Genomic DNA, 25955 nt, shown 5'->3' with positions numbered 1-25955 from the left:
GAAGAGCCATCGCGCACAGGGTGCGCTCCTACCGACGGTGTATCGAGCAACGGAAAAGGCCGGCTTTCGCCGGCCTTTTCCTCATGCGTCAGGCAACATCACTTTGCCGCCGGCGCATCCTTCAAGCCACGATTCTCCAGCATCGGCTCGATCTGCGGCTCCTGGCCGCGCCAGTTGCGGTACATCGTGGCCAGGTCTTCGGTGTTGCCGCGCGAGAGCACTATCTTGCGGAAGCGATCGCCGTTGGCGCGGGTCATGCCGCCGTGGTCCTTGAACGCCACGAAGGCGTCGTCGGCCAGCATTTCGGTCCACAGGTAGGCGTAGTAGCCGGCGGCGTAGCCGTTGCCCCAGATGTGCTGAAAGTAGCTGGAGCGGTAGCGCGGCGGCACGTAGCTGAGGTCGGTCTTGTCCTTTTTCAGGGCGGCGGCCTCGAACGCGTCGGCGTCCTGCAGCGGCGCGCTGGCGGGTAGCGTGTGCCAGTTCATGTCCAGCAGCGCGGCGGAGACCAGCTCGGTCATGTTGTAGCCCGAGTTGAACTTGCCCGCCTTTTTCATCTTGTCGACCAGCGGCTGCGGCATCGGCGCACCGGTCTTGTAGTGCTTGGCGTAGTGCGCGAATACCTTGGGGTTGGTCGCCCAGTGCTCGTTGAACTGCGAGGGGAACTCGACGAAGTCGCGCGCGGTGTTGGTACCGGACAGGGTCGGGTACTGCTCGTCGGCGAAAATGCCGTGCAGCGCATGGCCGAACTCGTGGAACATGGTGATGACGTCATCGAACGACAGCAGTGCCGGCTGGCCCGCGGCTGGTTTGCTGAAGTTGCCGACGTTGTAGATCACCGGCTTGGTGCCCAGCAGTTTCGACTGGGTGACCAGGTTGTCCATCCAGGCGCCGCCGTTCTTGTTGTCGCGCTTGAAGTAGTCGCAGTAGAACAGCGCCAGCGAGCTGCCGTCCTGGTCGAACACCTCGAACACGCGCACGTCCGGCTGCCATACGGGGATGTCGTGGCGCTCCTTGAAAGTCAGGCCGTAGAGCTGGTTGGCGGCGTAGAACACGCCGTTCTCCAGCACGTTGTCCAGTTCGAAATACGGCTTGATCTGGCTTTCGTCGAGGTCGTACTTCGCCTTGCGCACCTGCTCGGCATAGAAGTTCCAGTCCCACGGCGCCACCTTGAAACCACCGTGCTGCTGGTCGATGACGGCCTGGATGTCCTTCGCCTCGGTTTCGGCGCGGGCGGTGGCGGCAGGGACCAGCCGCTGCATGAAGGCGATCGCCGTTTCCGGCGTCTTGGCCATCTGGTCGTCCAGCTTCCACGCGGCGTAGTTCTTGAAGCCCAGCAGCCTGGCCTGCTCGGCGCGGATCTGCGCCAGCCGCTCGATGGTCTTGCGGGTGTCGTTGGCATCGCCTTGTTCGGCACGGTTCCACGAGGCCTTGAACAAGGCCTCGCGCGTGGCGCGATCGTTCAGATCCTGCAGTTCCGGCTGCTGGGTGGTGTTCTGCAGGGTCAATACGTACTTGCCATCCAGCTTGCGGTCCTTGGCGGCCGCGGTGGCGGCGGCCAGTTCGGCATCGGACAGGCCGGCGAGTTTCGATTTGTCATCGACCACCAGCGCGGCAGCCTTGGTCGCGGCCAGCAGCTTGTTGGTGAAGGCGGTGCTGAGCGTGGATTCTTCCTTGTTCAGCGCCTTCAGCTTGGCCTTGTCGGCGTCGGAAAGCTTGGCGCCGGCGTGGACGAAATCACGGTAGACCACCTCGACCAGCCGCTTCGATTCCGGGTCGAGCTCGAGCGTGTCGCGCTGGTTGTAGACGGTTTCGATACGATGGAACAGCTTGTCGTTGAACGAGATCGCATCGCGATGTGCGGACAACCGCGGCGCTTCCTGCTCCTGGATTTTCTGCAGCGTGTCGTCGGTGTTGGCGCCGGTGACGGTGTCGAACGCGGCCATCACGCGGTTCAGCATGGCGCCGGATTTCTCCATCGCCACGAAGGTGTTTTCAAAGGTGGGTGCGGCGGGATTGTTGGCGATCTTCTCGATTTCCGCCAGATGCTGGCGCATGCCCTCTTCGATCGCCGGCTGGTAGTCGCCATCACTGATCTTGTCGAACGGCGGCGCCTGGAACGGCAGCGTGCTGGCGGCGTAGAACGGGTTGCTGCCGAGGTCGGCGCCAGCGATGTTCACGGCAGCCTGGGTGGAGAACGCGGCAAGCGACATGGTGGTGGCGATCACTAGAGTGCGAAGGGGAAACATCGTGCTTACTCCGTTGGGTACACCCAAACGTGCAACCTGGCAACAATGGGGTCAATGCCACTAACGGCACTGGTGATCACCACGACCAACCGCGCGTTCAAGCCGCCCGCAGATCGCGCAATTGCCACGCCGAGCCCACCAGCAGGTACAGGCGATGGCGCACCACGCTCATCGGCAGTGAGGTCACCAGGTCAACCTCGGTGTGCAGGCCGGCCAGGTGCGCGCTGACCTGCGCATCGGGATCGGCATCGCCCAGGCTCGCATCCACGGCGTCCGGATCAGGCTGCACGGCGCGCCAGCGCTGGAACAGGCCATCGTCGCGCAATGATTCCTGCAGGATGGCGGCAAAACTGCGCGGATCGACGCCGTCATAGCTGAAACGCGGGTCATCGCCACGTGCGTGGGCCAGGTCGGCGATGGAGAGGTAGTAGTGGTGTCGACTCATGTTCACTCCGGTGGGCATCGGGGATGTGCCCACCGGATATCGACGCATAGTGGCCGTGAAGCGCGCCTGACGGCGGCGCGTGAAATGCGCGACCGCAGCGCTGGAAAGGTCGTTACGCGGCCGCCATCCGGTTGGCGTCCTGCACCGCGGCGACGGCGGCAGTCAGTTGCGCAGCGGCCAGCGCCGGCACGACGCCATGCGGCAGCACGCCGAGGCAAGGCGCAGGCAACAGCTCGCGCAGGGTGGCCAGGTTTTCGTCCAGCGCATCCATCGCCGGGTCGATCCGGTTGCCGATCCAGCCGATCAGCCGGCAACCATCGGCGACGATCGCCCGCGCGCTCAACTGCGCATGGTTGAGGCAACCCAGTCGCAAGCCCACCACCAGGATCACCGGCAACTGCCACTGCCGTGGAATGTCCGCGGCGGATAGCCCGGGCGCCAGCGGCACCATCCAGCCGCCCACGCCTTCCACCACCACGCAGTCGTGCGTGCGTTCCAGTTGCTCGAACGCGGCGCGCAGCGGCGGCATCGAGATCAGCACGCCATCGTGGGCGGCCGCCAGGTGCGGCGACAACGGGTCGCGCATCGAGAACGGGTTGATCACCGCATACGGCAACGGCGCGCTGCTGGCCGCCTGCAGCGCCAGCGCATCCTCGTTGCGCAGGCCGTCGGGTGTTTCCTCGCAGCCGCTGGCCACGGGTTTCATGCCGCACGCCACCAGGCCGGCGGCGCGCAGCGCATGCAGCAGGGTGCAGGAGCTGTGGGTCTTGCCGATGCCGGTATCGGTGCCCGCGATGAAGACGGCGCTCATGCTGCTTGCCCGTAGCGCCGGTTGAAACGGCTCACCACCGGGCCGATCAGGAACAACAGCGCATACATGAAGCCGGGCAGCGCCCACATCCAGCCCGGCGCCGACAGCGGCAGCAGCAGCGCCACGAGGGCGGACGCCAGCCCGATCACGGCCGGCACGCTCCACACGCGCATCTCGCGGCGCGCGCCCAGCGTGTCGAAGCCCGCCCTGCCCGCGCGACGCGCTGCATGCCCGAACAGCGCCGTCAGCGTGCCGGCCATGCAGGCATAGGCCAGGCCGTAGCAGGCGAACAACGTGCGCATGTCGGCGGCGCCGCCGACGAGGTGGAAGTCGCTGGGCAGGCGGCCCGCGCTCAAGCCGTTGAACAGTCCCGCAAACACCATGTGCAACGGGTACACGAAGATCATCGCGAAAAACACCAGCAGCAACGACAGCCACCGGCCGGTGGTGGTGGCTTCATGGCAGCGTCGGCGCCAGCGCACGTGGCCATGCCAGAAGAACGCGATGTGGAAAAAGCACACCGCGAAAGCGGGAATGCCGCCCAGCATCAGCAGCAGTTTGTCGGTGCTGTCGGGGATGGAACTGCCGCCAATCAGCAGCAAGGTAAGCGTGAACGCGAAAGCGCCGTCCACGAACGCATCAAGCCGCCCGGCCTCGATTCCTTCGCGTTGCCCGATCAGACTCATGCTCCCTCCCGTCACGATGGCTCGGCGCATAATACGAGCTTTGCCGCCGGACGCGTCGCATGTTCGAACTGAAACCACACACCTATGCCAGCAAGCGCGAGCATTACGACGACCTGGTGTCGCAGGCGCGCGGTCTGCTCGCCGGCGAGCGCGACCTGATTGCCAACGCGGCGAATTTCAGCGCACTGGTCTACCACAGCCTGCCCGACATCAACTGGGCCGGCTTCTATCTGTACGACGGCAACGAGCTGGTGGTGGGGCCGTTCCAGGGCAAGCCGGCCTGCATCCGCATCGCGCTGGGCCGCGGCGTCTGCGGCACCGCCGCGCAGACACGGGAAACCCAGTTGGTGGCCGACGTGAACGCCTTCGACGGCCATATCGCCTGCGATGCCGCCTCGCAATCGGAAATCGTGGTGCCGCTGGTTCGACCCGATGGCCGGTTGCTTGGCGTATGGGACGTGGACAGCCCGCATACGCGGCGCTTCGACGAGGACGACCGCGCCGGCATGCAGGCGCTGTGCGCGGTGTTCATCGAAAACCTGGGCGACTGAGCGCGGCCCTCAGGCCGGATCCAGTGGCGTGGTGCCACCGGTAAATTGCAGCCGCGCCTGCGCCAGGCGGTATTTGCGCTCGCGCCGCGCCCGGCGCCAGTCGCGCAGCGTGTAGACGGCATACACCAGCTTGAACAGCCGCAGTTTGCGCAGCACCAGCGGCATGTCGAACAAGTCGCCGGCCAGCATCGAGATCACGCCCTGCTCCAGCCGCCAGATGTTGCGCGGCTGGCGAAACATCTGCTGCATCACCGGGCCGTTGAAACGGTAGATGAAGAACGCGAAGCGCTTCATCGCCGCGCGCTGCCGCTTTTCCAGCTTGCGCATCAGCACCATTTCGCAGGTGGGGTCGCGCAGCGCCTGGTCGACCACCTCGACTGCCTTTTCCGCGCCGCTCATGGCCAGGTACACGCCGGAGGAAAACACCGGGTCGAGAAACGCGAACGCATCGCCCACCAGGATCCAGCCCGACCCGCCCATCGCGGTGGCGTCGTAGGAATAGTTGCCGGTGACGCGCACTTCGTCGCCGATCAACTCCGCCTGCTGCAGCCGCTGCCACAGCGCCGGCACCTGCTGCAGCGTCTGCAGCAGGAATTCGCGGGGGCTGCCCTTGCGCTGCTTCAGGTATTCCGGCCGCGCCACCGCACCCACGCTCATGCTGCCGTTCGGCAGCGGGATCATCCACATCCAGCCGTAATCGAAGTTGTAGATGCTGATATTGCCCGCGTCCTCGCCCTCGCGCGTCTGCGCGCCGCGGAAGTGGCCGAAGATGGCCGCGCTCTGGTGCGCGGCATTCTTGCGCCGCAGCTTCTTGCGGCTGGCGAAGAACGCGTCGCGGCCGCTGGCGTCCACCACGTAGCGGGCGCGCAGGCGGTAGCTCTCGCCCTGGTCGGTGCGCACGTCGAGCAGGGAGTCACGCGGTCCGGCCTGCTCAACCTGCTTCACCTCGTGACCCTCGCGCGCATCGGCGCCGCACTCGCGGGCGTGCTCGTAGAGCATCTTGTCGAAATCCTGCCGCCATACCTGGAAGGCGTGCGGCGGGCTGTTGCCGATCGCCCGGTTGAACGCGTAGGTGTTGTAGCCGCGCTCGTTGTCCGCCTCGAAATCCGCGCCGGCCTTGAACAGGCCCATCGCGCGCACTTTTTCCAGCACGCCCAGGCGCTCGAACACCGGCAGGTTCATCGGCAGCAGCGATTCGCCGATGTGGAAACGCGGGTGATGCTCCTTCTCCAGCGCCACCACCTTGTAGCCGCGCCGCGCCAGCAAGGCCGCCGCGGTGCTGCCGCCGGGGCCACCGCCGATCACCACCACGTCGCACTGCTCGTCGGCGCCCCCTGCCGGCGCCACGTGTGCGTGCTCTTCCTGTGCCGTCATGCATTCCCCCGTTGGTTGTCGGTCACGAGGTGGCCGCAAGCCGGTGATTATGCCCAAGCGCCCGCGACCCGCCCAGATCGCGCAGACGCCTCTGCTACCATCGGCCGCCACCGCCTCACCGTTCCGGCTGCCTCGATCCATGCTCAACCCGCAACAACAGGCCGCCGTCGAACATTGCGACACGCCGCTGCTCGTCCTCGCCGGCGCGGGCTCCGGCAAGACCTCGGTAATCACCCAGAAGATCGCCTACCTGATCCAGCGCAAGCGGCTGGCGCCGTCGCGGATCGCCGCGATCACCTTCACCAACAAGGCGGCGCGCGAGATGCGCGAGCGCGTGGGCAAGCTGGTGAGCGCCGACGATGCGGCCGCGCTCACGGTGAGCACCTTCCACGCCCTGGGGCTGAAATTCCTGCAGATCGAACACGAGCGCGCCGGCCTGCGCCGCGGCTTCTCGGTGCTGGACGCGGACGACAGCGGCGGCATCGTGAAGGAGCTGGCGCCCAAGGGCGTCAAGAACGACGTGCTGTTCGGCATACGCAATCTGCTCAGCCGGGCCAAGAACGGCGGCCTGTCGCCGGAGGAAGCGCTGGCCGCCGCGCGCAGCCCGCGCGAGCTGGAGGCGGCCACGATCTACGATCTGTACCAGCAGCGCCTGGCGGCCTTCAACGCGGTCGATTTCGACGACCTGATCCGGCTGCCGCTGCGCATCCTGGAAAGCGATGCCGAATGCCGCGACGCCTGGCGCGAACGCCTGCGCTACCTGCTGGTGGACGAGTACCAGGACACCAACGACGCGCAATACCGGCTGCTGAAAGCGCTGACCGGTGAGCGCGGCGGTATCACCTGCGTGGGCGACGACGACCAGTCGATCTATGCTTGGCGTGGCGCCAACCCCGAGAACATTGACCAGCTCGGCCGCGACTGGCCCAACCTGCGCGTGATCAAGCTGGAGCAGAACTACCGCTGCGGCAAGCGCATCCTGCGCGCGGCGAACAAGCTGATCGCCAACAACCCGCACCTGCACGAAAAGAAGCTGTGGAGCGAGCACCCGGAAGGCGCGCCGATCCGCGTGCTGGAATGCAAGGAAGCCGAGCACGAGGCCGAGCGGATCGCCGCCATCGCCACCACGCTGGCCGAAAAGCACAAGGCGCGTTGGGATGACATGGCGATCCTGTACCGCGGCAATTTCCAGGCGCGACCGCTGGAAAAGGCGCTGCGGCTGGCGCGCATCCCGTACCACCTCACCGGCGCGCTGAGCTTCCTCGACCGCGCCGAGGTGAAGGACCTGCTGTGCTATCTGCGCCTGCTGACCAACCCCAGCGACGACGCGGCCTTCCTGCGCGTGGTCAACGTGCCCAAGCGCGAAATCGGCGCCACCACGCTGGAGAAGCTGGGCCAGTTCGCGCAATCGCGCCACTCGTCCCTGCTCGACGCCACCCGCAGCGACAGCGTGCTGCGCCAGCTCACGCCGCGCCCGGCCGCGGCGCTGGCCTCCTTCGCCACCCTGCTCGACGAACTGCGCAGCGCCTCGTTGCATGAAAGCGCCGCCGACTTGGTGGAACGCATCCTGAAACGCATCGGCTACGCCGCCCAGATCGCCGCCAGCACACCCGACGCGACCGTGCGCGAGCGCAAGCTGGGCAACCTCAAGGAGCTGGCCGACTGGTTCCGCGCGATGCAGAAGGGCGGCAACACCGCCGGCGACCTCGCCTCGCAACTGGCCCTGCTCAGCCACGCCGACCGCGACGAGCCGGGCAATGCCGTGCGCATGATGACGCTGCACGCGGCCAAGGGGCTGGAATTCCGCTTCGTCTTCATCGTGGGCTGTGAGGATGGCACCCTGCCCCACGAAGGCGCCATCGACGAAGGCCGCACCGACGAGGAACGCCGCCTGATGTACGTGGGCATCACCCGCGCCAAGGAATTGCTGACCCTGTCGTGGTGCGCGCAGACCAAACGCTGGGGCGATATCCACCGCAACCAGCCCAGCCGCTTCCTGCACGAACTGCCGCAGGACGACCTGCACTGGCAAGGCAAGGACCCGGAAGCGGACAAGGAAATCACCCGCGAAACCGCCGAATCGCACATGGCGAAGATCAAGGCGATGCTGGCGGGCGGGTAAAACTGCGCAGAAGCCGCCTTCACCGGGCAGGAGCCCGCTCGCAGGCGATGCTTTTGGGGCATAGGGAATAGCGGGACCGGGACTGGGTAGATCATCACCTGCGAGTGGACGGTCAGATGAGGCCTTCTACCTCCAACTCACTTTTCAGAGACGCAGAGACGCGGCGATCGCCACTGCAGGGGGGAAGCAAGGCGCCAGGCGCCTTTATTCGCAGCCGAATCCCGCTCGCTCAAGCGGGAAATAGAGCGCACAAAATGCAACCAGAATCTGCCCGCGCTCTTAATCCAGCTTCGGCGGCTGAGTTTGGAGGGTTTTCGTCCCACCTTTATCTACCGTAGGAATCGGTACATAAACGCCCGCCTTTCCGTGCATGTAGATATTGGCTGCGGTGGTCTGACCCCAGGTTCTTATCTTGTACGGATGGGTGTGACCGGGGAACTCTCTGATTACCTTGTAGGCGGAAGGCTCAAGCAGCGCAAGACGCTTCTCCAGCGCTGCCGTGCGCTCCTCGGCGGCGGCACTGCGCTTTTCGAGCGCAGCAATATGCGCCTTCAAATCCTTGATGACAGGATCCTCCATGACGATTACCGGTCTCTTACTCAGATCCGGATTCAACACAGTCTTGGCTCTCACTGCTGGAATTGTCGACTGCGGTTTGTCCGCGGAGCCAGGTGCTTTTTGAGCATTAATGTCTTGAGCGGCGATGAGCGACAGGGCCGCGATTAAACCGACCACAGAGATGGAGAGGGAGGTCTTCATGGAGACGTACCGTAAGACGTGGAGTGTCCCATCGTAGCTTGTGTCCCGCTGCCGTGAAAAGTGCGCGATTCACGTGCATCAAGGGGCAGGTCTAGATGAATCTAGGAGTCAGGCCTAGCATCGTAACATTTGCTGATTGTCGCCTACTTCCGAGTCCATCTCACTACGGTCGGACGCATCGTCCACCGGGACGATCCTATTGTAACCCCGGAAAAGCATGAGGTCGTCATACCTGGAATAGCGGGACAATGCAGGGAACAGCCTTGAAATATTGATTGTCCCTGAAACCGAACCCCTGGGTGGAATTTTCACCTCTTTGATTGGAAAGTTGGAAATCGGCCCTGCTTCCACAAGAGGCTGCCCACCCCGAGGGCCAGCTGCATACACAACGAGGCCGATAGCATTTTCGGCCCATGGCATATCCGCCAATTGCGGGGCCACGGGCCGTCGCGAACAATTCCAGACAGCCAAATCAAGGTAAAGAGACTTTTTGACGGCTCTGATTCGATTTGCTCTTCCACCAGAAATTTCGCGGCGGTCGCGTCAAGGCACGGCGTAAAACAGAGGATCATAAAAAGAGCGCAAGACGTCATTCTAGGAGAGGTGGATTTTGAGCCAGTTTTCCTAACCCGCCAGCCTCGCTTACTAGATATCGATAGCTTTTTTCGACGGTTTTCTTGCACTCATCGCAATCGGCAAGTTCTGCAAGCTTCCTTCGAAGACATGCCAATTGAATTATGTATGCCCGCACCTCGGATTGCGCTCTGTCCCATAAGGATCAATGCAAGCCTGATCGGGATCAGCGCCCTACCCAGCCCAGGCATGCGCACGACGTTGCCCACCACGTTGCTCAATACATAAACCGTCTTCCAGCCGCGCCAGCCTGGGGTGGCGATGTCGCCGAGGCGATGGGTATCAGGACGTTTCGCCAGTGGATTTCCGCGATCCGCAGCGTTACAGCAACTTCTCCGCCTCAAGCTCGCTTTTCAGGTACGCGTAGTAGATCGGCGCGGCGATGACGCCGGGCAGGCCGAAGGCCGCTTCCATCACCAGCATCGCCACCAGCAGCTCCCAGGCGCGGGCGCGGATCTGGGTGCCCACGATGCGGGCGTTGAGGAAGTATTCCAGCTTGTGAACCAGGATCAGGAAGACCAGCGCCGCCAGGCCCACGCCCAACGATACCGACAACCCGGCGATGGTGATGGCGGTGTTGGAGATCAAGTTACCGACCACCGGCAGCAGGCCGACGATGAAGGTCACCACCACCAGCGTCTTGGCCAGCGGCACGTGCACGCCGAACAACGGCATCACGCCGAGCAGGAAGACCGCGGTGAACACGGTGTTGATCAGCGAGATCTTGACCTGGGCGAACACGATGTTGTGAAACGCGTCGGCCAGGCGGCGGCAGCGCAGGCTCAGTGCGGCAGCCAGCGGCCCGACCTGATGCGCCGGCCGGGTGCGGCTGAGCGCGATGATGGCGCCCAGCACCAGGCCGATCAGCACATGCACGAAGGTACGCGCCGCCTCCTTGCCGGCCAGACGCAGGGTGCCGGCGTGCCGGTGGGTCAGCTCCATCACGCTGACCCGCAGGTCGTCGACGCTGTCGGGCAGGTGGTTGATCAGCACCGCGGGCAGTTGCTGGCGGGCCTTCTGCACCAGCGGCATCAGCTGCTGTTGCCACAGCAGCTCGGGGTTGCCGATCTCGGCGCGGAAAAAGCTGATGGCGCCCAGGATCAGCAGCAGCAACAGCCCCACCACCAGCGCACCCAGCAGGGCCACCACCACCACGCGGGCGCGGTCGCCAGAGATGCGCCGGCCCAGCAGCGGCGTCATCGACTGCACCAGCTCGAACACCAGCAAGCCACCCAGCAGCGCGGGCAGCAGGTGCAACTCCACCACCAGCAGCAGCGCGATCGCGGCCAGCACGTAACTGATCTTGCGCAACATCGGGGACGGTGGGCGCCAGACGGGCGGCGAGGGGAAGGACGACGCGGGATCCATGCATATCACTGCGAGGTGGGGCGGCCAGTGTAATGCCTGGACGGGCTCCGCCTGGCGGACCGATGCATGCCGATCGGCCGATGTTTCGCACCCACCGGTTCGGCGATCATGGCGGCTTCACTCCACGCTTCAGGAACGCCATGACTCTTCGTCTCCCCGCCGGCTTGCTCGCGTTTGCCCTGCTGGCCGGTTGCGCCAGCGTACCGGTGCCGACGGCCACGGTGCCGGCCGATGACAACCTCAACGCGGTGGCGTGGAGCCAGACGGCCATCGAGCACGACCTGATCTACCTGCAGACCTATCGCGATGCGCAATCGCAGTTGCTGACCGCCCTGAACGACCCGCAGTGGGATGCACTGGCGAGTTCCGACCGGGTCGCGCCGCTGGCGCAACTGCCGCCCGCCGTGGTGCTGGATATCGACGAGACGGTGCTGGACAACTCGCCCTACGCGGCGCGCCTGGTGCGCAGCGGCAAGGAGTACGACGAGGCAAGCTGGCAAGCCTGGTGCCGTGAGGAGAGCGCCCGCGCGTTGCCGGGTGCGGTCGCGTTCACGAAGTTCGCCGCCAGCCATGGCATCGCGGTGATCTACATTTCCAACCGCAGCCGCGAGCTGGACCAGGTGACGCTGGCCAACCTGCGCAAGGTCGGCCTGCCGGTTTCCGGGCCGGACGCGTTCCTGGGCCTGGGCACGGTGGTGGCTGGATGCACCCAGGTGGGCAGCGACAAGAGCTGCCGCCGCCAACAGGTGAGCCGGCATTACCGGGTGCTGATGCAGTTGGGCGACCAGCTCGGCGATTTCGCCGACTTCCCCACCGACCGAGCCGCGCGGCCACAGGCCATGGCCCGCTACCTGCCGTGGATCGGCACCCGCTGGTTCGTGCTGCCCAACGCCACCTACGGCGCGTGGGAATCGGCGCTTTTCCACGACCAATGGAGCGCTCCGCGACAGCAGCGTCGGCGGCAGAAAATCGAGGCGCTGCGCTACTGATCGAACACGTCAATCAAAATCAACATGTTACGTAACAATAGATAGGTGTTGCCTTAACTTTCACACCAAAGTAATATCTGCCTTGCCGATCCTGCTCACCGCGAGTTTGCAGACGAGGCCGTTTCCCATCCGGTTTTGCCGGATTTCCCCGTGAGGCTCCAGCCCGCGGGGTTTTCTTTTTGTGGGCTGCCTGAAACCGGCTCCTCGCCCTTGTTCCGCATCGCGCCGGCCCTTAACCTGCCCGGTCACGGCGCGCACCGGCGTTTCGCCCTGCTGCCACCCACCGCGAGAATCCGCCCATGCGCATCACCCTTGTTCGTCACGCCCTGCTGCCGCTGCTGGCCGCGTTCGTCCTGGCCGGCTGCCATGGCAAGGACGATCCGACCCAGCCCGGCGGCAGCACGCCGGTAGCCTCCGTGCAGAGTTCGGTCGAGCTGCTGAAGAAGGGCGACCTTGCCGGCCTGTGGAAGCACGCACTGCCGCCGGCGGATTACGCCACGCTGCGCGCCGACTGGAGCAAGCGCGACCCCAACCAGCCGCCGATCACCGAGCAGGACCGCGCCCGCTTCAACGAGACACTGCAGAAATTCACCGCGCCCGATGCCGAGCAAAAGCTGTACGCCGAGCTGGAGCCCAAGCTGACCCAGATGGAGCAGCAGTACAAGGATCAGCTGCCGGTGTTGATCAGCATGGGCGACGCCCTGGTCAAGCGCGGCATTGCGCAGAACACCACGCTGGATGCGCAGCAAAAGACCCAGGCCAATGCGGTGGTCGACGTGCTGGCGCCGTGGGCGCAGAAGACCCCGTGGTTCGACCAGGCCAAGGCGAAACAGGCCGTGCACGTGGCCGTCACCACCGTGCGCCAGCTCGACCTGAAAAGCCCGGAAGCGCTGCGCGCGATGGATTTCGACACCGCCATGAAGAAATACGCGACCGGCTATGCCGGCGCCAAGCAGTTGCTGGCCATCTACGGCCTGTCGGTGGATGACACGCTCGATTCGATCAAACTCAGCGAGCTGGAGAACAAGGACGGCCACGCCAAGGTGAAGATCGACTACACCCTGCTGGGCAAGCCGCTCTCCACCGAAACCGCGATGGTCGAGGTTGATGGCCGCTGGTACAGCGAAAGCATGCTGAAGAACGCCCGCCAGTCGCATCAGCAGCACGAGGACAACGCGGCAACCGCCGAGCCGGCACCGGCCGGCAGCACCGCTCACACGGACTGATCGGCGCAACCGTTTAGAATAGGCGGATGCCAAATCATTCAAACGCGGACGCCCCGCGCAGCCGTGCACCCTGGTGGTTCACCCTGGCCGGGCAGTTGTTGCAGTCCTGGGTGCGCATCCGCCGCGACCCGGCCGAACCGGCGACCTTGCTGCAGGCGGGCGTGCCCGTTTGCTACGCGATCGAGCGCGACGGCTTTTCCGACGCCCTGATCCTGCAGCGCGCCTGCCGCGAGGCGGGCCTGCCCAGCCCGATGCAGCCGCTGGCCGGCACCCGCCGGCGGCGCTCGGTGTTTGCGCTGGCGCGCCGCGACGGCTGGATCTTCGGCCGCATCCGCAGCCGCACGCCGAACGAACCACTGGGCCAACTGGTGCACTCACTCGAGGGCTTCCCCGAGCGTGACATCCAGATCGTGCCGGTATCGATCTACGTGGGCCGCGCGCCCAACCGCGACACCGGCTGGTTCCGCGTGCTGTTTTCGGAAAACTGGGTGATGGTCGGCAGTTTCCGCCGGCTGCTGGCACTGCTGTTGAATGGCCGCGACACGGTGGTGCAGTTTTCCGCGCCGGTGTCGCTGCGCAAGGTACTGGACGAATCGGGCGACATCGCGCCGGAGCGTTTCGCGCGCAAGATCGCCCGCGTGTTGCGTACCCATTTCCGCCGCATCCGCACCGCCGTGGTGGGGCCGGACCTGTCGCACCGGCGCACCGTGGTCGATTCGGTACTCAATGCCGAGCCGGTGCGCGCGGCGATCGCCGCCAGCGCCGCCAAGGAAAAAATCAGCCACGCCAAGGCCTGGCGCAAGGCGCACAAGATGCTGCTGGAGATCGCCGCCGACTACTCGCACCCGGTGGTGCGCTCGGCGTCGTTCGTGCTGTCCAGCTTCTGGAACAAGTTGTACGACGGCATTGCCATGCACCACTTCGACAAGGCGCGCGCGGTGGCGCCCGGCCACGAAGTGATCTACGTGCCCTGCCACCGCAGCCACGCCGATTACCTGCTGCTGAGCTACCAGTTGCACGTGTCCGGCGTGGTGGTGCCGCACATCGCCGCGGGCGTGAACCTCAACCTGCCGGTGATCGGGCCGATCCTGCGCCGCGGCGGCGCGTTCTTCATGCGCCGCAGCTTCAAGGGCAATGCGCTGTATTCGGTGGTGTTCAACGAATACCTGGCGCAGCTGATCGACCGCGGCGTGCCGATGGAATATTTCATCGAAGGCGGCCGCTCGCGTACCGGCCGCCTGCTGGCACCGCGCGCGGGCATGCTGGTGATGACCATACGCGCCTTCCTGCGCGCGCCGCGCCGGCCGGTGCTGTTCCAGCCGGTCTACATCGGCTACGAAAAGCTGATGGAAGGCAACGCCTACGCCGGCGAACTCAGCGGCAAGCCGAAGGAGAAGGAATCCCTGCTGGGCCTCCTGCGCGGCCTGAAGGTGCTGCGCCAGCGCTACGGCCACGTGGCGTTGAACTTCGGCGAGCCGATCGAACTGAACCCGCTGCTGGACGCCACCGGCACCGACTGGCGCGCCGCCAGCGGCGACCCGGACGCCCGCCCCGAATGGCTCAACGACGTGGTCGACCAGGTGGCCGAGCGCATCCAGGTCAACATCAACCGCGCCGCCGACGTCAACCCGATCAACCTGCTGGCGCTGGTGCTGCTGGCCACGCCCAAGCACGCGATGGCCGAGAGCGACCTGCTGGCGCAACTGGAACTGAGCAAGGCGCTGCTGGAAGAACTGCCCTACTCCGACCGCGTCACGCTGACCCCGATGAACCCCGCCGGGATCATCGCCTACGGCGAGCAGATGGGCTGGATCCAGCGGGTCAAGCACCCGCTGGGCGACGTGCTGACGGTCAGTGGCGAGCAGGCGGTGCTGCTGAGCTATTTCCGCAACAACGTGCTGCACCTCACCGCCACCGCGGCGTGGGTGGCCTGCTGCTTCCTCAACAACCGGCGCATGGCGCGCGCCACCGTGGTGCGGCTGGGCACGCTGATCTACCCGTTCATCCAGAGCGAGCTGTTCCTGCCGTGGGACAGCGACGGTTTCGCGGCGCAACTGGAAGCCACGCTGGACTTCTTCATCCGCCGCGGCCTGCTGGAATCGCGCAGCGACGGCCGTACGGTCGAGCGCGGCCCGGGTCAGGAAGACAGCGCCTTCCAGCTGAAAGTGATCGCGCGCGGCCTGCTGCAGGCGTTCGAGCGCTACTACATCACCCTGGCGGCGCTGGCCAAGCACGGCCCGCACACCATCACCGGCGCCGAGCTGGAAACCACCTGCACCCTCACCGCGCAGCGGCTGGGCCTGCTCAACGAATTGTCCGCGCCGGAGTTCTTCGACAAGGCGCTGTTCCGCGGCTTCATCCAGAAACTGCGCGAGCAGCGCGTCGTGTGGACCGACGAAGGCGGCAAGCTCGATTACGACAGCGCGCTGGAAGGCATGGTGCGCGACGCGCGGGTGATCCTGTCGCGCGATGTGCGCCACTCGATCCTGAAGATCACGCAGGGCGCTGGCGAGAAGGAGCCGCCGGCGGGCGGCGACGCGGCGGAGCAGGCGGCGTAGCGCTGGCTTCAAGAGCGGCCCCCTTCCGCCCTTCGGGCACCTTCCCCCGTAAACGGGGGAAGGAAGTATCCGGGCCTCCTCGAAACAGCCAGCTTCCTTCCCCCGCTTCGCGAGGGAAGGTGCCCGAAAGGGCGGAAGGGGGCGCTTTTCCCATAACCACTTCAACCCATCCTGTAACATCGCACCCCATGACCGACCAGCCCACACCCGCTCCCACGCCAACCACCCATTTCGGTTTCCGCGACGTACCCGTCGGCGACAAGCAGAAGCTGGTGGGCCAGGTGTTCACCTCGGTGGCGCGCAGTTACGACCTGATGAACGACCTGATGTCGTTCGGCGTGCATCGGCTGTGGAAGCGGCATTTCGTGGCGATCAGCGGCGTGCGCCGCGGCGATCGCGTGCTGGACCTGGCCGGCGGCACCGGCGACATCGCCGCGCTGCTGAAGCCGGTGGTGGGCGCGGACGGTGAAGTGGTGGTGGGCGACATCAACGCCGCCATGCTGGGTGTGGGCCGCGACCGGCTGACCGACCGCGGGCTGGTGTCCGGCCTGCGCTGGGCGCAGCTCAACGCCGAGGCGCTGCCGTTTCCCGACAACAGCTTCGACGCGGTGACCATGGCCTTCGGCCTGCGCAACGTCACCGACAAGGACAAGGCGCTGGCCGACATCTGCCGCGTGCTCAAGCCCGGCGGCCGCCTGCTGGTGCTGGAGTTCTCGCGGGTGCAGAACGAGCTGTTCAACAAGCTCTACGACTTCCACTCGTTCAAGGTGCTGCCGAAACTGGGCCGCCTGTTTGCCGGCGACGCCGACAGCTACCAGTACCTGGCCGAATCGATCCGCAAGCACCCCGACCAGCAAACGCTGAAGGGGATGATGGAACGCGCCGGCTTCGGCAAGGTCGAGGTGCGCAACCTCACCAACGGCGTCGTGGCGATCCACCGCGCGTACAAGCTGTAGACCGCGAGCGCGGCCTCGCTGATCCAGATCAGGGGCCCGGCGCGGATCGCGGCGTATGTTGATGGCCTCCTGCAACGAGGTATCAACACCATGTCTATCGACGCCCTACCCGAAGCCAATGTCCACACGTTCGACGCACGCGGCGTGGCCCGGCGTTTCCGCCATTCGGCGATCTTCGCCGCCATCGGCGTGCTGCGCTCGGGCGAGACGATGCGCTTCATCAACGACCACGACCCGATCCCGCTGATCGCGCAATTGAACGACCGCCTCGGCGAAAACCTCACAGTGACCTACCGCCAGCGCGACCCCGGTGCGATCGTGATCGACTTCGGCATCGTCGGCCTGCCGATCGAGTGAGCGCCGCGATGCATTACCCCGCGTTCTACGACGAAGCCCCGCGCATCGCGATGCACGATCCGCTGGCCGCCCTGCTGGGTGCCGCCGACGACGGCCTGATCGACTACGGCTACGTTGATGCCGTGCGCCTGGCCGGCCACTCCTGCCCCACCGTGGCCGGTGCCTACCTGATGGCGCGCGCAGCATTGCGCGCGTTGTACCCGGACCAGCCGGCCGAGCGCGGCGGCATCTGCGTGCGCATGCCGGCGGCGGAAGACGAAGGTGTCACCGGCGTTACCGCGCAGGTGTTGACGCTGATCACCGGCGCGGCCGCCAGCAATGGTTTCCACGGCATCGGCGGACGTTTCGTGCGGCAATCGCTGCTCAGTTACGCCGCAGTGCGGGGCGCCAGCGCCGTGCAGTTCCATCGTCGCGACAACGGCAACGCCGTGTCCGTCGAACTGGACCTGAGCCGCATACCGCCAGCGCCGCAACTGCGCGAATTGATGGGCGCGGCACTCGACCCGGCCGCCACCGCGGCACAACGCACGGCATTCGGCCAGGCCTGGCAGGACCGCGTGCGGCGGCTGTTGCTCGATCACGCCGACGACCCCGAGGTATTGCGGCTCACACCGCTGCACTGAATCGCCGGCATACACCTCAGAGGGTGTGAAAAATTCGGGCCAGGAATGGAAGCGCCATGCTGTTCCTTCCCCCGCTTGCGGGGGAAGGAATCAAGGCTTGGCCAGACCCAGCACGTCCAGACCCTGCTCGAAGCGGATATCGACCGGGATGTTCGCCTCGGCCAGCCGGTTCAAATCACCCGCAAGCTTCGCATCGGCCGCGCCCAGCTGGTCGGTCAGCTGCTTGGCCGCTTCGTAGTCGCCATCGCCCTGGATGGTCAGCAGCTTGGTCGACAGCGAGCTCATCGCGGCGGTCATCTTGTCGAAATCGACGCGGTAGCGGCCGGTCTTGTCGTCGCGCGTGAACGCGCCCGCCTGCTTGAAATAGTTGAAGCGCACCATGTTTGCCCGTGCGTGCGCATCGCTGGCGCCGAAACGCACCGAGCGCAGGATGCCGGCCAGGAAGGTGACGTAGTTGTCCATCAGCTTGGTCTTGTCCAGCTCGCCCTTCCCGGCCAGCCTGGTCACCATGTACAGGCCCAGCACATCGGCCTTGCCTTCCTCGAAGCTGGAGGCCTGATCCTTCAGCGCCTTGCGCACCGTGCCCTTGCCGTCCAGCGTCTGCTTGATGCCCAGCCCGTGCGCCACCTCGTGGAACATGGTGTTCTGGAAGAACGCGTCGAAGGTGAGGTTCTGCTGCTGGTCGTCGGCGATCAGCAGCTTGCCGATCGGCAGCATGATGGTGTCGAACTTCGCCTTCATCACGTTTTCCAGCTGCAGCCGGCGCGTGCCCTTTTTCAGCTGCACCTGCTCGTCGTTGGGCAGGTTGATGGCGATGGTCTTGGCGCCCGCGTTGGCGTCGCCGCCGTAGTACACGGCGAAGTAGGCGTTGAGGTCGGCATCGGAGCCAGGCTTTTCCGCCTTGTAGCGGTCGGGCACGGGCAGGCCGCGCTGCAGCTCGGGCAGGTATTTGGCAAAGCGCGCCAACTTGGCGCTCCAGGCCTGGTCCTTGATCAGCACGTAGGATTCGTAGCTGGCCTTGTAGCCGTAGAGCTGGTCTTCGTAGGTTTCGATCGGGCCGATCACGATGTCGATCGGGTTTTTCTTCATGTCCATCCAGGCCAGGTCGCTGGGCTGGTAGTTGTCGTCAAGCAACGCGTCGGCGCGCAGCGCGAGGTATTTCCTGAAGCCCGCGTCCTGCGCCAGCTTGGCGGCCTCGCGCAGCAGGCCGGCGGCTTTCTGCAGCTCGGCCTTGTACGCCTCGTGATAGGGCACGGTGATCAGCTGGCCCTGCGCGTCGCGGCGCAGCAGGGTGTACAGCGAGGTCTTGTCTTTCAACGGCGACTGGTCGAACTGCTCGCGAGTCATGTCGGCCGGATAGAACTGCGCGCCGGGCGGTCGCTCTTCGATGCCCCCGACGAAGGGCTTGTCGTTGTTCAACCGATCCCACGGGCCGTAGTTGAGCTGGGCGAACTCGCGCGTGGCCGGGTCGGTGATGCGGCTCATCAGCGCATCCTTGTCGCCCCACGACTGGCGCCAGTAGATCGCGTTCATGCTGTCGGCCGCCTCGACCAGCAAGGCAATCATCTTCTTCTGGCGCTTGTTGAACGCGGACAGGTCGGCTTCCAGTTTCACCGGCGCGTAGCTGGCCAGGCGCTGCGCCACGCTGCCCTCTTCCGCCGTCGCGGCGGCCGCACTTGCGGCCGTGGCCGGCGCCGAGCTGGCAGGGGCCGGCGCCAGTTCCTCTTTCGACACCGGTGCGATCGGCGCCGCATCGTGGCCGGATGAACAACCCGCCAGCGCGAGCAGCAGGCACAACGGGAGCAGGCGTCGATACATGGAAAGTCCTCCGGCGAAAGGGCCATGGTATCGCCTGCGCCGGTGTCCGCAATGCGATGGTGATCGCATGCGGACGCGCGCTGTTCAGCCGGAAATGGCCAATCGCTCCGAGCGGTACAACTGCATGCCGATCGCCACCGCCACCAGTGCGGCCGCCGCGGTACCCGCCAGACACAACAGCATGTGCATCGGCGCCACGCCGGTGCCGCGCAGCAGGTCGATGATGCCCAGGTGCTGGCCCAGCAGCGGCACGGCGTACATCCAGTCCTGCGGTTTGACCGGCATCACCATCAGCAGGATGCTGGGCAGGATCGGCAGCATCATCAACAGCGACAGATAGGTCTGCGCCTCGCGATAGCTCTTGGCGAACGCCGCCACCAGCGACTGCAACGCCGCCAGCAGCACGATCATCGGCCATTGCAGCAGCAACACGTTGGCGGCGAAGTGCCAGCCCAGGTTGATCTCCATGCCCAGCTTGTCGGTGGGCAGGAAGCGCCCCACCAGCGAGAACGCCAGCAGGCAGATCAGCAGGCTCGCGGTGGAAAACGCGCAGATCGCGGCCAGCTTGCCCAGCAGGATTTTCCAGCGCGGCACCGGGTTGGCGAACAGCGGCTCCAGCGATTGCCGCTCGCGCTCGCCCGCCGTGAGGTCGATCGCCAGGTACATGCCGCCGATGAAGATGGTCAGCACGAACAGGTACGGCAGCATGTTGAACAGCAGCACCGCCCGCGATTCCGCCGTGGCCTGGTCGCGCCGTGCCACCTGCACCGGCCACGCCGTACCGGGCGACAGGCCGCGCGCCACCAGCCGCATCACGCCTTGCTGGCGTGCGTACGACTGCACCAGCTGGTTTACGCGGTCCACCGAACCGCCGGCATCGCGCTGCGAGGAGTCGTAAATCATTTCCACCTGCACCGGCTCGCCCTGGCGCCAAGCCTTGGGGTACTCGGCGCTGAGGCGCAGCACCAGGTCGGCCTCCTGTTCGCGCACGGCTTTTTCGGGGTCGGCAATGGCCGGCTGCGGCACGATGCCGCCGGCTTTCAGCGCATCGATCAGGTTGGGCGCGTATTGCGCGCCGATCACCGGCACCTTCAGCGGCTGCTCGGCCTTGTCCAGCTCGCGGTGGATGGACACGCTGATCAGCATCACGAAGATCAGCGGGGTCAGCAGCGGGCCGGTGACGAAGGCGCTGGTCAGGGTGCGGCGATCGCGCAGGTTCTCGCGCACCTCTTTCAGGAACACGGTGAGAAAGGCGCGGCTGCGGCGCGTGCGGCTGGACTTGATCACGTTCATGCGGCCAGGCCCTCGTCGCTGCCGATGATCTTCACGAAGGCATCCTCCAGGTTCGCTTCACCGGTTTGCGCACGCAGCGCATCGGGTGTTTCGTCGGCCACCACGCGACCGCGGGCGATCACCACGATGCGATCGCACAGCGCACCCACCTCCTGCATGATGTGGCTGGAAAACAGCACGCAACGGCCTTCGGCGCGCAGTTTCAGCATGAACTGGCGCAGCGCGCGGGTGGCCATCACGTCCAGCCCGTTGGTGGGTTCGTCGAGGATTACGTTGCCGGGATCGTGGATCAACGCACGGGCGATCGCGGTCTTCACCCGCTGGCCTTGCGAGAAGCCTTCGGTCCGGCGGTCGGCGATGTCGCCCATCTCCAGCGCCTGCACCAGCGCTTCGCGGCGCGTGCGCAGCTCGTCCTCGGGCAGGCCTTGCAGGCGTGCGAAATAGTCGATGTTCTCGCGCGCGGTGAGTCGCTTGTACAACCCGCGCGCATCCGGCAGCACGCCCAGCCGGCGACGCACCGCCAGCGGATCGACGGCGGCGTCGATGCCGTCCACCAGCACCTGGCCGCGGTCGGGCGTCATCAACGTATAGAGCATGCGCAGCGTGGTGGTCTTGCCCGCGCCGTTGGGGCCGAGCAAGCCGGTGATCTCGCCATCGCGGGCGGTGAAGCCGACGCCATCCACGGCGCGCACGTCGCCGAATGCCTTGTGCAGATCTTTTACTTCGATCATGGCGGCGCTCCCTTAAGGTGTTGAACCGTTGAAATCGATGAACAGCGGCGGGGCCTGCAACCGGTCCAGGCAACTGGCGTCCAGCGCCTTCGGCTGCAGATCCTCGATGAACTTTTTCACCAGCCGCGGCGCGCAGCCGGCCCCCATCACGTTGTGACCCTGGCCCTTGAGCACCAGGTGGCGCGCGTCGGTAAGCCCCTTCAGCACGGCTTCGCCATACGCCGGCGGTGTCACCGGATCGTATTGGCCCGACAGCAGCAAGGCCGGCGTGGCGCTGCGCAACGGCTGGTGGAAATCGGCCGGCCGCGTGCTGCGCGGCCACACGGTGCACACCGCCTGCAACGCGGTGATCATCCGCGTGCCCAGGATGGTGTCCTCATCCTGCGGACGCGGGCGCAGCAGATCGGCATCCTCGCTGCAGATCACCGACGACTGCATGCCGCCATCCATCGAATCGACCAGATCGCCCTGCAGCAATTTCGCCTGGCCCAGCAACGGTCCCACGTCGCCGTGTGCGGCCGCGTCGATCGACAACGGCAGCAGCGCGGCGGTGAGCGGCGTGTAGGCGAACATGCGCACCACGCTGGCCAGCGAATCCTCGCTCAGCACGCGCTGCACGCTCTGGTAGCTCTGCGGGTCGCGAAAACTCACCTTGTGCGGGTTGGCGCGCAGCGCATCGCGCAGTTGATAGAGCGTCTGGTACGGGTCGCCAAACCGCGCCTTGCAGGCAGGTTGCGCCGTGCAGCGGGCGAATTGCATCTTCAGGGCCGCGTCGAGGTTCTGCGCAAAATCCTCCCCCAGCACCAGTGGGTTGGGCACCACGCCATCGAGCACCAGGCTGCGGATCGCGTCCGGGTGATGCATGGCGTATTGCTGCGCCACGCGGGTGCCGTAGGACACGCCGACCAGATCGAAACGCGGCGAACCCAACGCACGGCGCACGTCTTCCAGATCCTGCACCGCGATGGTGGTGGTGTAGTAGCGCGGATCGGCACGCGCCTGCACCTGCTGCAGGCAACGCGCCGTTTCCGCCCGCAACGCCTCCGGGTCGAAGCCCACCTTTTCGTCGGTGGCCGCCTGCTCGGGCCCCTTGCAACTGAGCGGATTGGAATGGCCGGTGCCGCGCTGGTCCAGCAGCAGCACGTTGCGGTGCGCCAGCAGCGGATCGAGCGCATTCGCCACCCCGGACCAGCTTTCCGTGGCGGCCTGGCCGGGGCCACCGGCCAGCAGCACCACCATGTCTTTCGCCGGCAGCTGCGCCGCCGAACGGATCACCGCCAGGTTCAGGCTGATCTTGCGGCTGTGTGGGTCGGCGCGGTTCTCCGGCACCTCGAACGGTGCACACCACGCCGCGCTGGACAGCCCGGTATGCGGCTGCGGCAATTCGCAGGCGGTCAGCGTGAGCGAGCCCAGCCGCCAGGTGCGCGGCTTTTGCGGCACGCTGGGGGCGGTGGGCTGGGTACTGGCAGCGGTCGAAGTCGTGGCGTCGGATGGCGCCTGATCCGTATGGAAATAGCTCCAGGCGAACCAGCCCAGGCCCGCTGCGGCGAGCACGATGCGGAACACGGTACGGGGTGCGAGCTTCATGGCATGGGCTCCTCGTGGGACCGGAAGGGAATGATGGCGGCATGGCGGCGCGTTGACCGCTCGGGCCTGTAGGCCATGCTTTCGCCGTACATCGTCATCGCGGGGTTGCTCATGGACAGGCCCTCATTCGCCCGGATCGAAGATCGATTCGATCGGACGGCCAAACAGGGCGGCAATCTTGAACGCCAGCGGCAGGCTGGGATCGTACTTGCCGGTTTCGATCGCGTTGACGGTTTGCCGCGAGACGTCCAGCCGCTCGGCCATTTCCGCCTGCGACCAGCCCTGGTCACCACGCAATTCGCGGACATGGTTATTCACGGTCGCGGTAACGCCTGGCGACCAGCGGCTTGGTGATACCGAAGATGGCGAAAAGGCACGGCATCACCCAGATCGCGACCGTATGGCCACTCACCTGCCACCCGATGTCCGCCAGCGGCAGCAGGCCGAAACTGAAGAAGCCGAATGCCGTCGACATCGCGGCGATCGCGATGGCCTCCAGGTCGATACGCCGCTCCAGTTCGTCCTGGTCGCGCAGCACGCGAACCATGGCACGAACCAGCAGCGCGATCGGCAGCAGCGGCAGCGCAGCCAGCGCCACCCGTGCGGCGATACTTTCCATGCGGGGCACCAGCGTGCCGGACACCATCATCAGCACCACATAGCCCGCCATCGCCGGAAAAAATTCGCGCAGGTAGCGCACATGCACCGGGCGCATCACCTCCTCGCGGGCGAAGCGTGCGCACAGCAGCCACGCTGCACCGGTGGCGGCAACCACAAGGCCCAGGGTGACCAGCCAGCGGCGACCGGTGAGCATACCCGCGAGCAGACAGGGCAAGGCGCAAAGTACGGCCACGCCCCCCATCATCGCCAGTGCGCGGCGGTTGGTGAGTTTCGACGGTGATTTCGATGGTCCGGACATGCGGCGGCTCCTGTCATCTTCCATGCTGGCAATCATGGCCTAGTCTCCCAGCGCTGCCAGGAAGCCATCCAGCGTCCGCTGGAATTCCGTCGGCTGGTCGAGCATCACGAAATGCCGCGAAGGCGAGATCGAGACCACTTTCGCCTGCGGAGCCTCTGCCAGCAGGCCCTCGTAGTATGCGGTCTTCTGCGCTTCGCTCATCGCCTTCGGTGGCTGACTGAAGTCCGGCGCGTTGTACGGCGAGATCTCCAGGATCGGCACGTTCGCATTCTTCAACAGCGGGCGATAATCGGCCGCCATGTCTTCTGCCATGTACTGCGCGCTGGCCTTGATGTCGCTGCGCGCATTCATTGGCGCATAGCGCGCGGCCAGTTGCGGATCGATCACCCCGACGTTCTGCATGTAGGCCAGCGACTGCGCCGCAAACTGCCCGGGCGAGAGCGCGGCCACCTGCTGCTGTATCCGCGCGGCCATGGCCTTGCGCTGATCCACGCCCATCCGCTCCATGCCGGGGAAGACGGGCAACCCGTCGACCGCCACCACGCCGGAAATCATTTGCGGATGCTCTCCGGCAAAGCGCAACGCCAGCGTGCCGCCCAGGCTGTGACCCACCAGCACCGGCTTGTCGATCTTCCGCCGCTCGATCAACTGCTTCAGCGACGCATCCGCCTGATCGAACAGGTTGCCGCCGCCGGCCGGAGGCGGCACGCCATCAAACCCGGCCAGCGTCACCGCATACACCACGTGGTCTTTTTGCAGCGCCCGAATCGTCCGCTCCCACACCCACGGCCCGCCCTCCAGCCCGGGAATCAGGATCACTGGTTGGCCATGGTTGCCATGGCGTTCGACTTTCAGCGTGCCGACCTTGCCTGTCGCCGCAAGCGGTTGCGCATACACGGGGCCATGCGACAGCCATGCCGCGAACCCGAGCAACAGCGGCACCATCATCCGATATCCGATCTTGTTCATGGCCATGCCTCCGTCTATGTCAAGTAAACTTGACACAAGACTAGAAGCACCACGATCGTGATGTCAAGCAAACTTTACATGACGCGAAAGGGTGCGGAGGTCATCGCGCCATCGCCACGCCAAGGCCATTCCGATCGATACGAAACGCCTCTCAACGCGACGAGATGTATTTCTCGCGCCTGATCTGCGACACCGGCAGGCCGAATTCCTTCAGCGCGCTGAAGGCGGCGTCGACCATGTTGGGGTTGCCGCAGAGGTAGGCGATGTCGCGCTCGGCGGCGGGACCCAGCTCGGCCAGCACGTTCTGCACATGGCCGCTGCGATCGCCGGGACGCGGCACGGCACGCGCCTCGCGGCTGAGGCAGCCGTGGAACAAAAAGCCCGGGTGCGTCTGCGCGAACACCTCGAATTGCTCGCCGTAGAGCAGCTCGGTTTCGTTGCGCGCGCCATACAGCAACACCACCTCGCGATCGCCGCGCGCCAGCAATTGCTCGATCTGCGGCAGCATGGCGCGGTAAGGCGTAACCCCGGTGCCGGTGGCCAGCAGCAGGTAGCGCGGATGCGCGTCGGTGGCTTGCAGGCAGAAACGGCCGTAGGGGCCGCTGGCGTCCACGATGCCGCCGACGGGCAGGTCGCCGAGCAGCCTGGTGGCCGCACCGCCTTCCACGTAGCTCACGGCGATCTCGATGCGCGACACCGGCGAACTGCCGTCGCCCACGCTGGCCACCGAATAGCTGCGCTTGGTGGCCGTGCCGTCGTCGTAATGGAAATGGATCTGCAGGAACTGGCCGGGCGTGAACGCCAGCGGTTGCCCGTCGACCCGCTCGAACACCAGGTGGCGTACGGCGGAGGCCAGCATGTGACTGTCGACGAGGCGGAGCTGGAAGTGATCGGCCATGGTGATTCCGGAAACGGTGTGTGCTTCTGGCACGGC

Annotated in this window: 23 protein-coding genes; 8 read left to right on the top strand and 15 right to left on the bottom strand. The window is 65.7% G+C overall.

Features of this window, described 5'->3' with window-relative positions; all coding sequences use genetic code 11:
• Positions 1–98 precede the first annotated feature (98 nt).
• The 4 genes from dcp to ACFPK0_RS01920 form a co-directional block, all read right to left on the bottom strand.
• Positions 99–2246 carry a peptidyl-dipeptidase Dcp gene (gene dcp, locus ACFPK0_RS01935; RefSeq protein ID WP_377337993.1) on the bottom strand — a complete coding sequence of 716 codons (2148 nt, stop codon included), beginning with the start codon at positions 2244–2246 and terminating at the stop codon, positions 99–101.
• A 97-nt stretch (positions 2247–2343) separates the two neighbouring features.
• Positions 2344–2691, bottom strand: coding sequence for a hypothetical protein (locus ACFPK0_RS01930; protein ID WP_377337991.1), 348 nt, complete (start codon positions 2689–2691; stop codon positions 2344–2346).
• A 112-nt stretch (positions 2692–2803) separates the two neighbouring features.
• Complete coding sequence (gene bioD, locus ACFPK0_RS01925; protein WP_056082673.1) at positions 2804–3502, bottom strand: dethiobiotin synthase; 699 nt, start codon at positions 3500–3502, stop codon at positions 2804–2806.
• The gene (locus ACFPK0_RS01920; RefSeq protein WP_056082677.1) at positions 3499–4188 is read right to left on the bottom strand and encodes a TMEM175 family protein; all 690 of its coding nucleotides are present in this window, start codon (positions 4186–4188) and stop codon (positions 3499–3501) included. The genes bioD and ACFPK0_RS01920 overlap by 4 nt, the downstream gene beginning before the upstream one ends.
• 59 nt (positions 4189–4247) lie before the next feature.
• Here ACFPK0_RS01920 and ACFPK0_RS01915 point away from each other — a divergent pair, with 59 nt between their 5' ends.
• Positions 4248–4739 carry a GAF domain-containing protein gene (locus ACFPK0_RS01915; protein WP_056082680.1) on the top strand — a complete coding sequence of 164 codons (492 nt, stop codon included), beginning with the start codon at positions 4248–4250 and terminating at the stop codon, positions 4737–4739.
• A gap of 9 nt (positions 4740–4748) precedes the next feature.
• Here ACFPK0_RS01915 and ACFPK0_RS01910 read toward each other — a convergent pair whose 3' ends face one another.
• Positions 4749–6113 carry an NAD(P)/FAD-dependent oxidoreductase gene (locus ACFPK0_RS01910; protein ID WP_377337988.1) on the bottom strand — a complete coding sequence of 455 codons (1365 nt, stop codon included), beginning with the start codon at positions 6111–6113 and terminating at the stop codon, positions 4749–4751.
• A gap of 139 nt (positions 6114–6252) precedes the next feature.
• On the opposite strand from ACFPK0_RS01910, the gene ACFPK0_RS01905 reads away from it, so the two are divergent.
• A complete protein-coding gene (locus ACFPK0_RS01905) occupies positions 6253–8235 on the top strand; it encodes a UvrD-helicase domain-containing protein (RefSeq protein ID WP_377337986.1) in 1983 nt (660 codons plus the stop codon).
• A gap of 279 nt (positions 8236–8514) precedes the next feature.
• Here the strand turns inward: ACFPK0_RS01905 and ACFPK0_RS01900 are convergent, their stop codons facing one another.
• Both ACFPK0_RS01900 and ACFPK0_RS01895 read right to left on the bottom strand, forming a co-directional pair.
• On the bottom strand, positions 8515–8994 hold the full coding sequence (locus ACFPK0_RS01900; protein ID WP_156458987.1) for a hypothetical protein: 480 nt from the start codon (positions 8992–8994) through the stop codon (positions 8515–8517).
• A 954-nt stretch (positions 8995–9948) separates the two neighbouring features.
• Positions 9949–10941, bottom strand: a complete 993-nt coding sequence (locus ACFPK0_RS01895; RefSeq protein WP_056606469.1) for an AI-2E family transporter — start codon at positions 10939–10941, stop codon at positions 9949–9951.
• A gap of 194 nt (positions 10942–11135) precedes the next feature.
• On the opposite strand from ACFPK0_RS01895, the gene ACFPK0_RS01890 reads away from it, so the two are divergent.
• From ACFPK0_RS01890 to ACFPK0_RS01865, 6 genes are all read left to right on the top strand, one after another.
• Positions 11136–11984 carry a 5'-nucleotidase, lipoprotein e(P4) family gene (locus ACFPK0_RS01890; RefSeq protein WP_056084153.1) on the top strand — a complete coding sequence of 283 codons (849 nt, stop codon included), beginning with the start codon at positions 11136–11138 and terminating at the stop codon, positions 11982–11984.
• 299 nt (positions 11985–12283) lie between these two features.
• Positions 12284–13210, top strand: a complete 927-nt coding sequence (locus ACFPK0_RS01885) for a hypothetical protein (RefSeq protein ID WP_377337983.1) — start codon at positions 12284–12286, stop codon at positions 13208–13210.
• A gap of 26 nt (positions 13211–13236) precedes the next feature.
• Positions 13237–15768, top strand: a complete 2532-nt coding sequence (plsB, locus tag ACFPK0_RS01880) for a glycerol-3-phosphate 1-O-acyltransferase PlsB (RefSeq protein ID WP_377337982.1) — start codon at positions 13237–13239, stop codon at positions 15766–15768.
• Positions 15769–15956: 188 nt separating this feature from the next.
• Positions 15957–16724 (top strand): bifunctional demethylmenaquinone methyltransferase/2-methoxy-6-polyprenyl-1,4-benzoquinol methylase UbiE, encoded by a 768-nt coding sequence (gene ubiE, locus ACFPK0_RS01875; RefSeq protein WP_056606480.1) that lies wholly within the window; start codon positions 15957–15959, stop codon positions 16722–16724.
• A 90-nt stretch (positions 16725–16814) separates the two neighbouring features.
• Positions 16815–17081, top strand: a complete 267-nt coding sequence (locus tag ACFPK0_RS01870) for a DUF2249 domain-containing protein (protein ID WP_056082698.1) — start codon at positions 16815–16817, stop codon at positions 17079–17081.
• Between the two features lie 8 nt (positions 17082–17089).
• Positions 17090–17704, top strand: coding sequence for an FmdE family protein (locus tag ACFPK0_RS01865; protein ID WP_056084156.1), 615 nt, complete (start codon positions 17090–17092; stop codon positions 17702–17704).
• Positions 17705–17794: 90 nt separating this feature from the next.
• On the opposite strand, the gene ACFPK0_RS01860 is transcribed toward ACFPK0_RS01865, so the two are convergent.
• The 8 genes from ACFPK0_RS01860 to ACFPK0_RS01825 all read right to left on the bottom strand — a co-directional run bounded on the left by ACFPK0_RS01860 (position 17795) and on the right by ACFPK0_RS01825 (position 25919).
• Entirely contained in the window at positions 17795–19522 is a 1728-nt protein-coding gene (locus ACFPK0_RS01860; protein ID WP_377337980.1) for a dipeptidyl-peptidase 3 family protein, read from the bottom strand.
• Positions 19523–19606: 84 nt separating this feature from the next.
• Positions 19607–20815, bottom strand: coding sequence for an ABC transporter permease (locus tag ACFPK0_RS01855; protein WP_377337978.1), 1209 nt, complete (start codon positions 20813–20815; stop codon positions 19607–19609).
• On the bottom strand, positions 20812–21546 hold the full coding sequence (locus ACFPK0_RS01850; RefSeq protein ID WP_377337976.1) for an ABC transporter ATP-binding protein: 735 nt from the start codon (positions 21544–21546) through the stop codon (positions 20812–20814). The genes ACFPK0_RS01855 and ACFPK0_RS01850 overlap by 4 nt, the downstream gene beginning before the upstream one ends.
• A gap of 12 nt (positions 21547–21558) precedes the next feature.
• The gene (locus ACFPK0_RS01845) at positions 21559–23133 is read right to left on the bottom strand and encodes an alpha/beta hydrolase (protein ID WP_377337974.1); all 1575 of its coding nucleotides are present in this window, start codon (positions 23131–23133) and stop codon (positions 21559–21561) included.
• A gap of 123 nt (positions 23134–23256) precedes the next feature.
• Entirely contained in the window at positions 23257–23451 is a 195-nt protein-coding gene (locus ACFPK0_RS01840; RefSeq protein ID WP_082520214.1) for a helix-turn-helix transcriptional regulator, read from the bottom strand.
• Entirely contained in the window at positions 23444–24052 is a 609-nt protein-coding gene (locus tag ACFPK0_RS01835; RefSeq protein ID WP_377337972.1) for a hypothetical protein, read from the bottom strand. The genes ACFPK0_RS01840 and ACFPK0_RS01835 overlap by 8 nt, the downstream gene beginning before the upstream one ends.
• A gap of 39 nt (positions 24053–24091) precedes the next feature.
• Positions 24092–25021: an alpha/beta fold hydrolase gene (locus tag ACFPK0_RS01830; protein WP_377337970.1), complete on the bottom strand. Its 930-nt coding sequence runs from the start codon at positions 25019–25021 to the stop codon at positions 24092–24094.
• 151 nt (positions 25022–25172) lie between these two features.
• Positions 25173–25919 (bottom strand): ferredoxin--NADP reductase, encoded by a 747-nt coding sequence (locus ACFPK0_RS01825; RefSeq protein ID WP_377337968.1) that lies wholly within the window; start codon positions 25917–25919, stop codon positions 25173–25175.
• Between the last annotated feature and the right edge of the window lie 36 nt (positions 25920–25955).

Origin of the sequence: Rhodanobacter ginsenosidimutans (assembly GCF_042655685.1) — a bacterium.
In the GTDB taxonomy this organism is placed as follows: domain Bacteria; phylum Pseudomonadota; class Gammaproteobacteria; order Xanthomonadales; family Rhodanobacteraceae; genus Rhodanobacter; species Rhodanobacter ginsenosidimutans.
Note: the sequence above shows the minus strand (reverse complement) of the source record. Positions and strands in the feature narration are given on the sequence as shown.

Excerpts from the sequence above, each read along its gene's own strand:
- ACFPK0_RS01855 (WP_377337978.1), bottom strand. The coding sequence starts at position 20,815 with ATGAACGTGATCAAGTCCAGCCGCACGCGCCGCAGCCGCGCCTTTCTC.
- ACFPK0_RS01915 (WP_056082680.1), top strand. The coding sequence starts at position 4,248 with ATGTTCGAACTGAAACCACACACCTATGCCAGCAAGCGCGAGCATTAC.
- ACFPK0_RS01845 (WP_377337974.1), bottom strand. The coding sequence starts at position 23,133 with ATGAAGCTCGCACCCCGTACCGTGTTCCGCATCGTGCTCGCCGCAGCG.
- ACFPK0_RS01870 (WP_056082698.1), top strand. The coding sequence starts at position 16,815 with ATGTCTATCGACGCCCTACCCGAAGCCAATGTCCACACGTTCGACGCA.
- ACFPK0_RS01865 (WP_056084156.1), top strand. The coding sequence starts at position 17,090 with ATGCATTACCCCGCGTTCTACGACGAAGCCCCGCGCATCGCGATGCAC.
- ACFPK0_RS01835 (WP_377337972.1), bottom strand. The coding sequence starts at position 24,052 with ATGTCCGGACCATCGAAATCACCGTCGAAACTCACCAACCGCCGCGCA.
- bioD (WP_056082673.1), bottom strand. The coding sequence starts at position 3,502 with ATGAGCGCCGTCTTCATCGCGGGCACCGATACCGGCATCGGCAAGACC.
- ACFPK0_RS01910 (WP_377337988.1), bottom strand. The coding sequence starts at position 6,113 with ATGACGGCACAGGAAGAGCACGCACACGTGGCGCCGGCAGGGGGCGCC.
- ACFPK0_RS01885 (WP_377337983.1), top strand. The coding sequence starts at position 12,284 with ATGCGCATCACCCTTGTTCGTCACGCCCTGCTGCCGCTGCTGGCCGCG.
- ACFPK0_RS01890 (WP_056084153.1), top strand. The coding sequence starts at position 11,136 with ATGACTCTTCGTCTCCCCGCCGGCTTGCTCGCGTTTGCCCTGCTGGCC.
- ACFPK0_RS01830 (WP_377337970.1), bottom strand. The coding sequence starts at position 25,021 with ATGAACAAGATCGGATATCGGATGATGGTGCCGCTGTTGCTCGGGTTC.
- ubiE (WP_056606480.1), top strand. The coding sequence starts at position 15,957 with ATGACCGACCAGCCCACACCCGCTCCCACGCCAACCACCCATTTCGGT.
- ACFPK0_RS01825 (WP_377337968.1), bottom strand. The coding sequence starts at position 25,919 with ATGGCCGATCACTTCCAGCTCCGCCTCGTCGACAGTCACATGCTGGCC.
- ACFPK0_RS01905 (WP_377337986.1), top strand. The coding sequence starts at position 6,253 with ATGCTCAACCCGCAACAACAGGCCGCCGTCGAACATTGCGACACGCCG.
- ACFPK0_RS01850 (WP_377337976.1), bottom strand. The coding sequence starts at position 21,546 with ATGATCGAAGTAAAAGATCTGCACAAGGCATTCGGCGACGTGCGCGCC.
- ACFPK0_RS01860 (WP_377337980.1), bottom strand. The coding sequence starts at position 19,522 with ATGTATCGACGCCTGCTCCCGTTGTGCCTGCTGCTCGCGCTGGCGGGT.
- ACFPK0_RS01920 (WP_056082677.1), bottom strand. The coding sequence starts at position 4,188 with ATGAGTCTGATCGGGCAACGCGAAGGAATCGAGGCCGGGCGGCTTGAT.
- plsB (WP_377337982.1), top strand. The coding sequence starts at position 13,237 with ATGCCAAATCATTCAAACGCGGACGCCCCGCGCAGCCGTGCACCCTGG.
- ACFPK0_RS01930 (WP_377337991.1), bottom strand. The coding sequence starts at position 2,691 with ATGAGTCGACACCACTACTACCTCTCCATCGCCGACCTGGCCCACGCA.
- ACFPK0_RS01895 (WP_056606469.1), bottom strand. The coding sequence starts at position 10,941 with ATGTTGCGCAAGATCAGTTACGTGCTGGCCGCGATCGCGCTGCTGCTG.
- ACFPK0_RS01900 (WP_156458987.1), bottom strand. The coding sequence starts at position 8,994 with ATGAAGACCTCCCTCTCCATCTCTGTGGTCGGTTTAATCGCGGCCCTG.
- dcp (WP_377337993.1), bottom strand. The coding sequence starts at position 2,246 with ATGTTTCCCCTTCGCACTCTAGTGATCGCCACCACCATGTCGCTTGCC.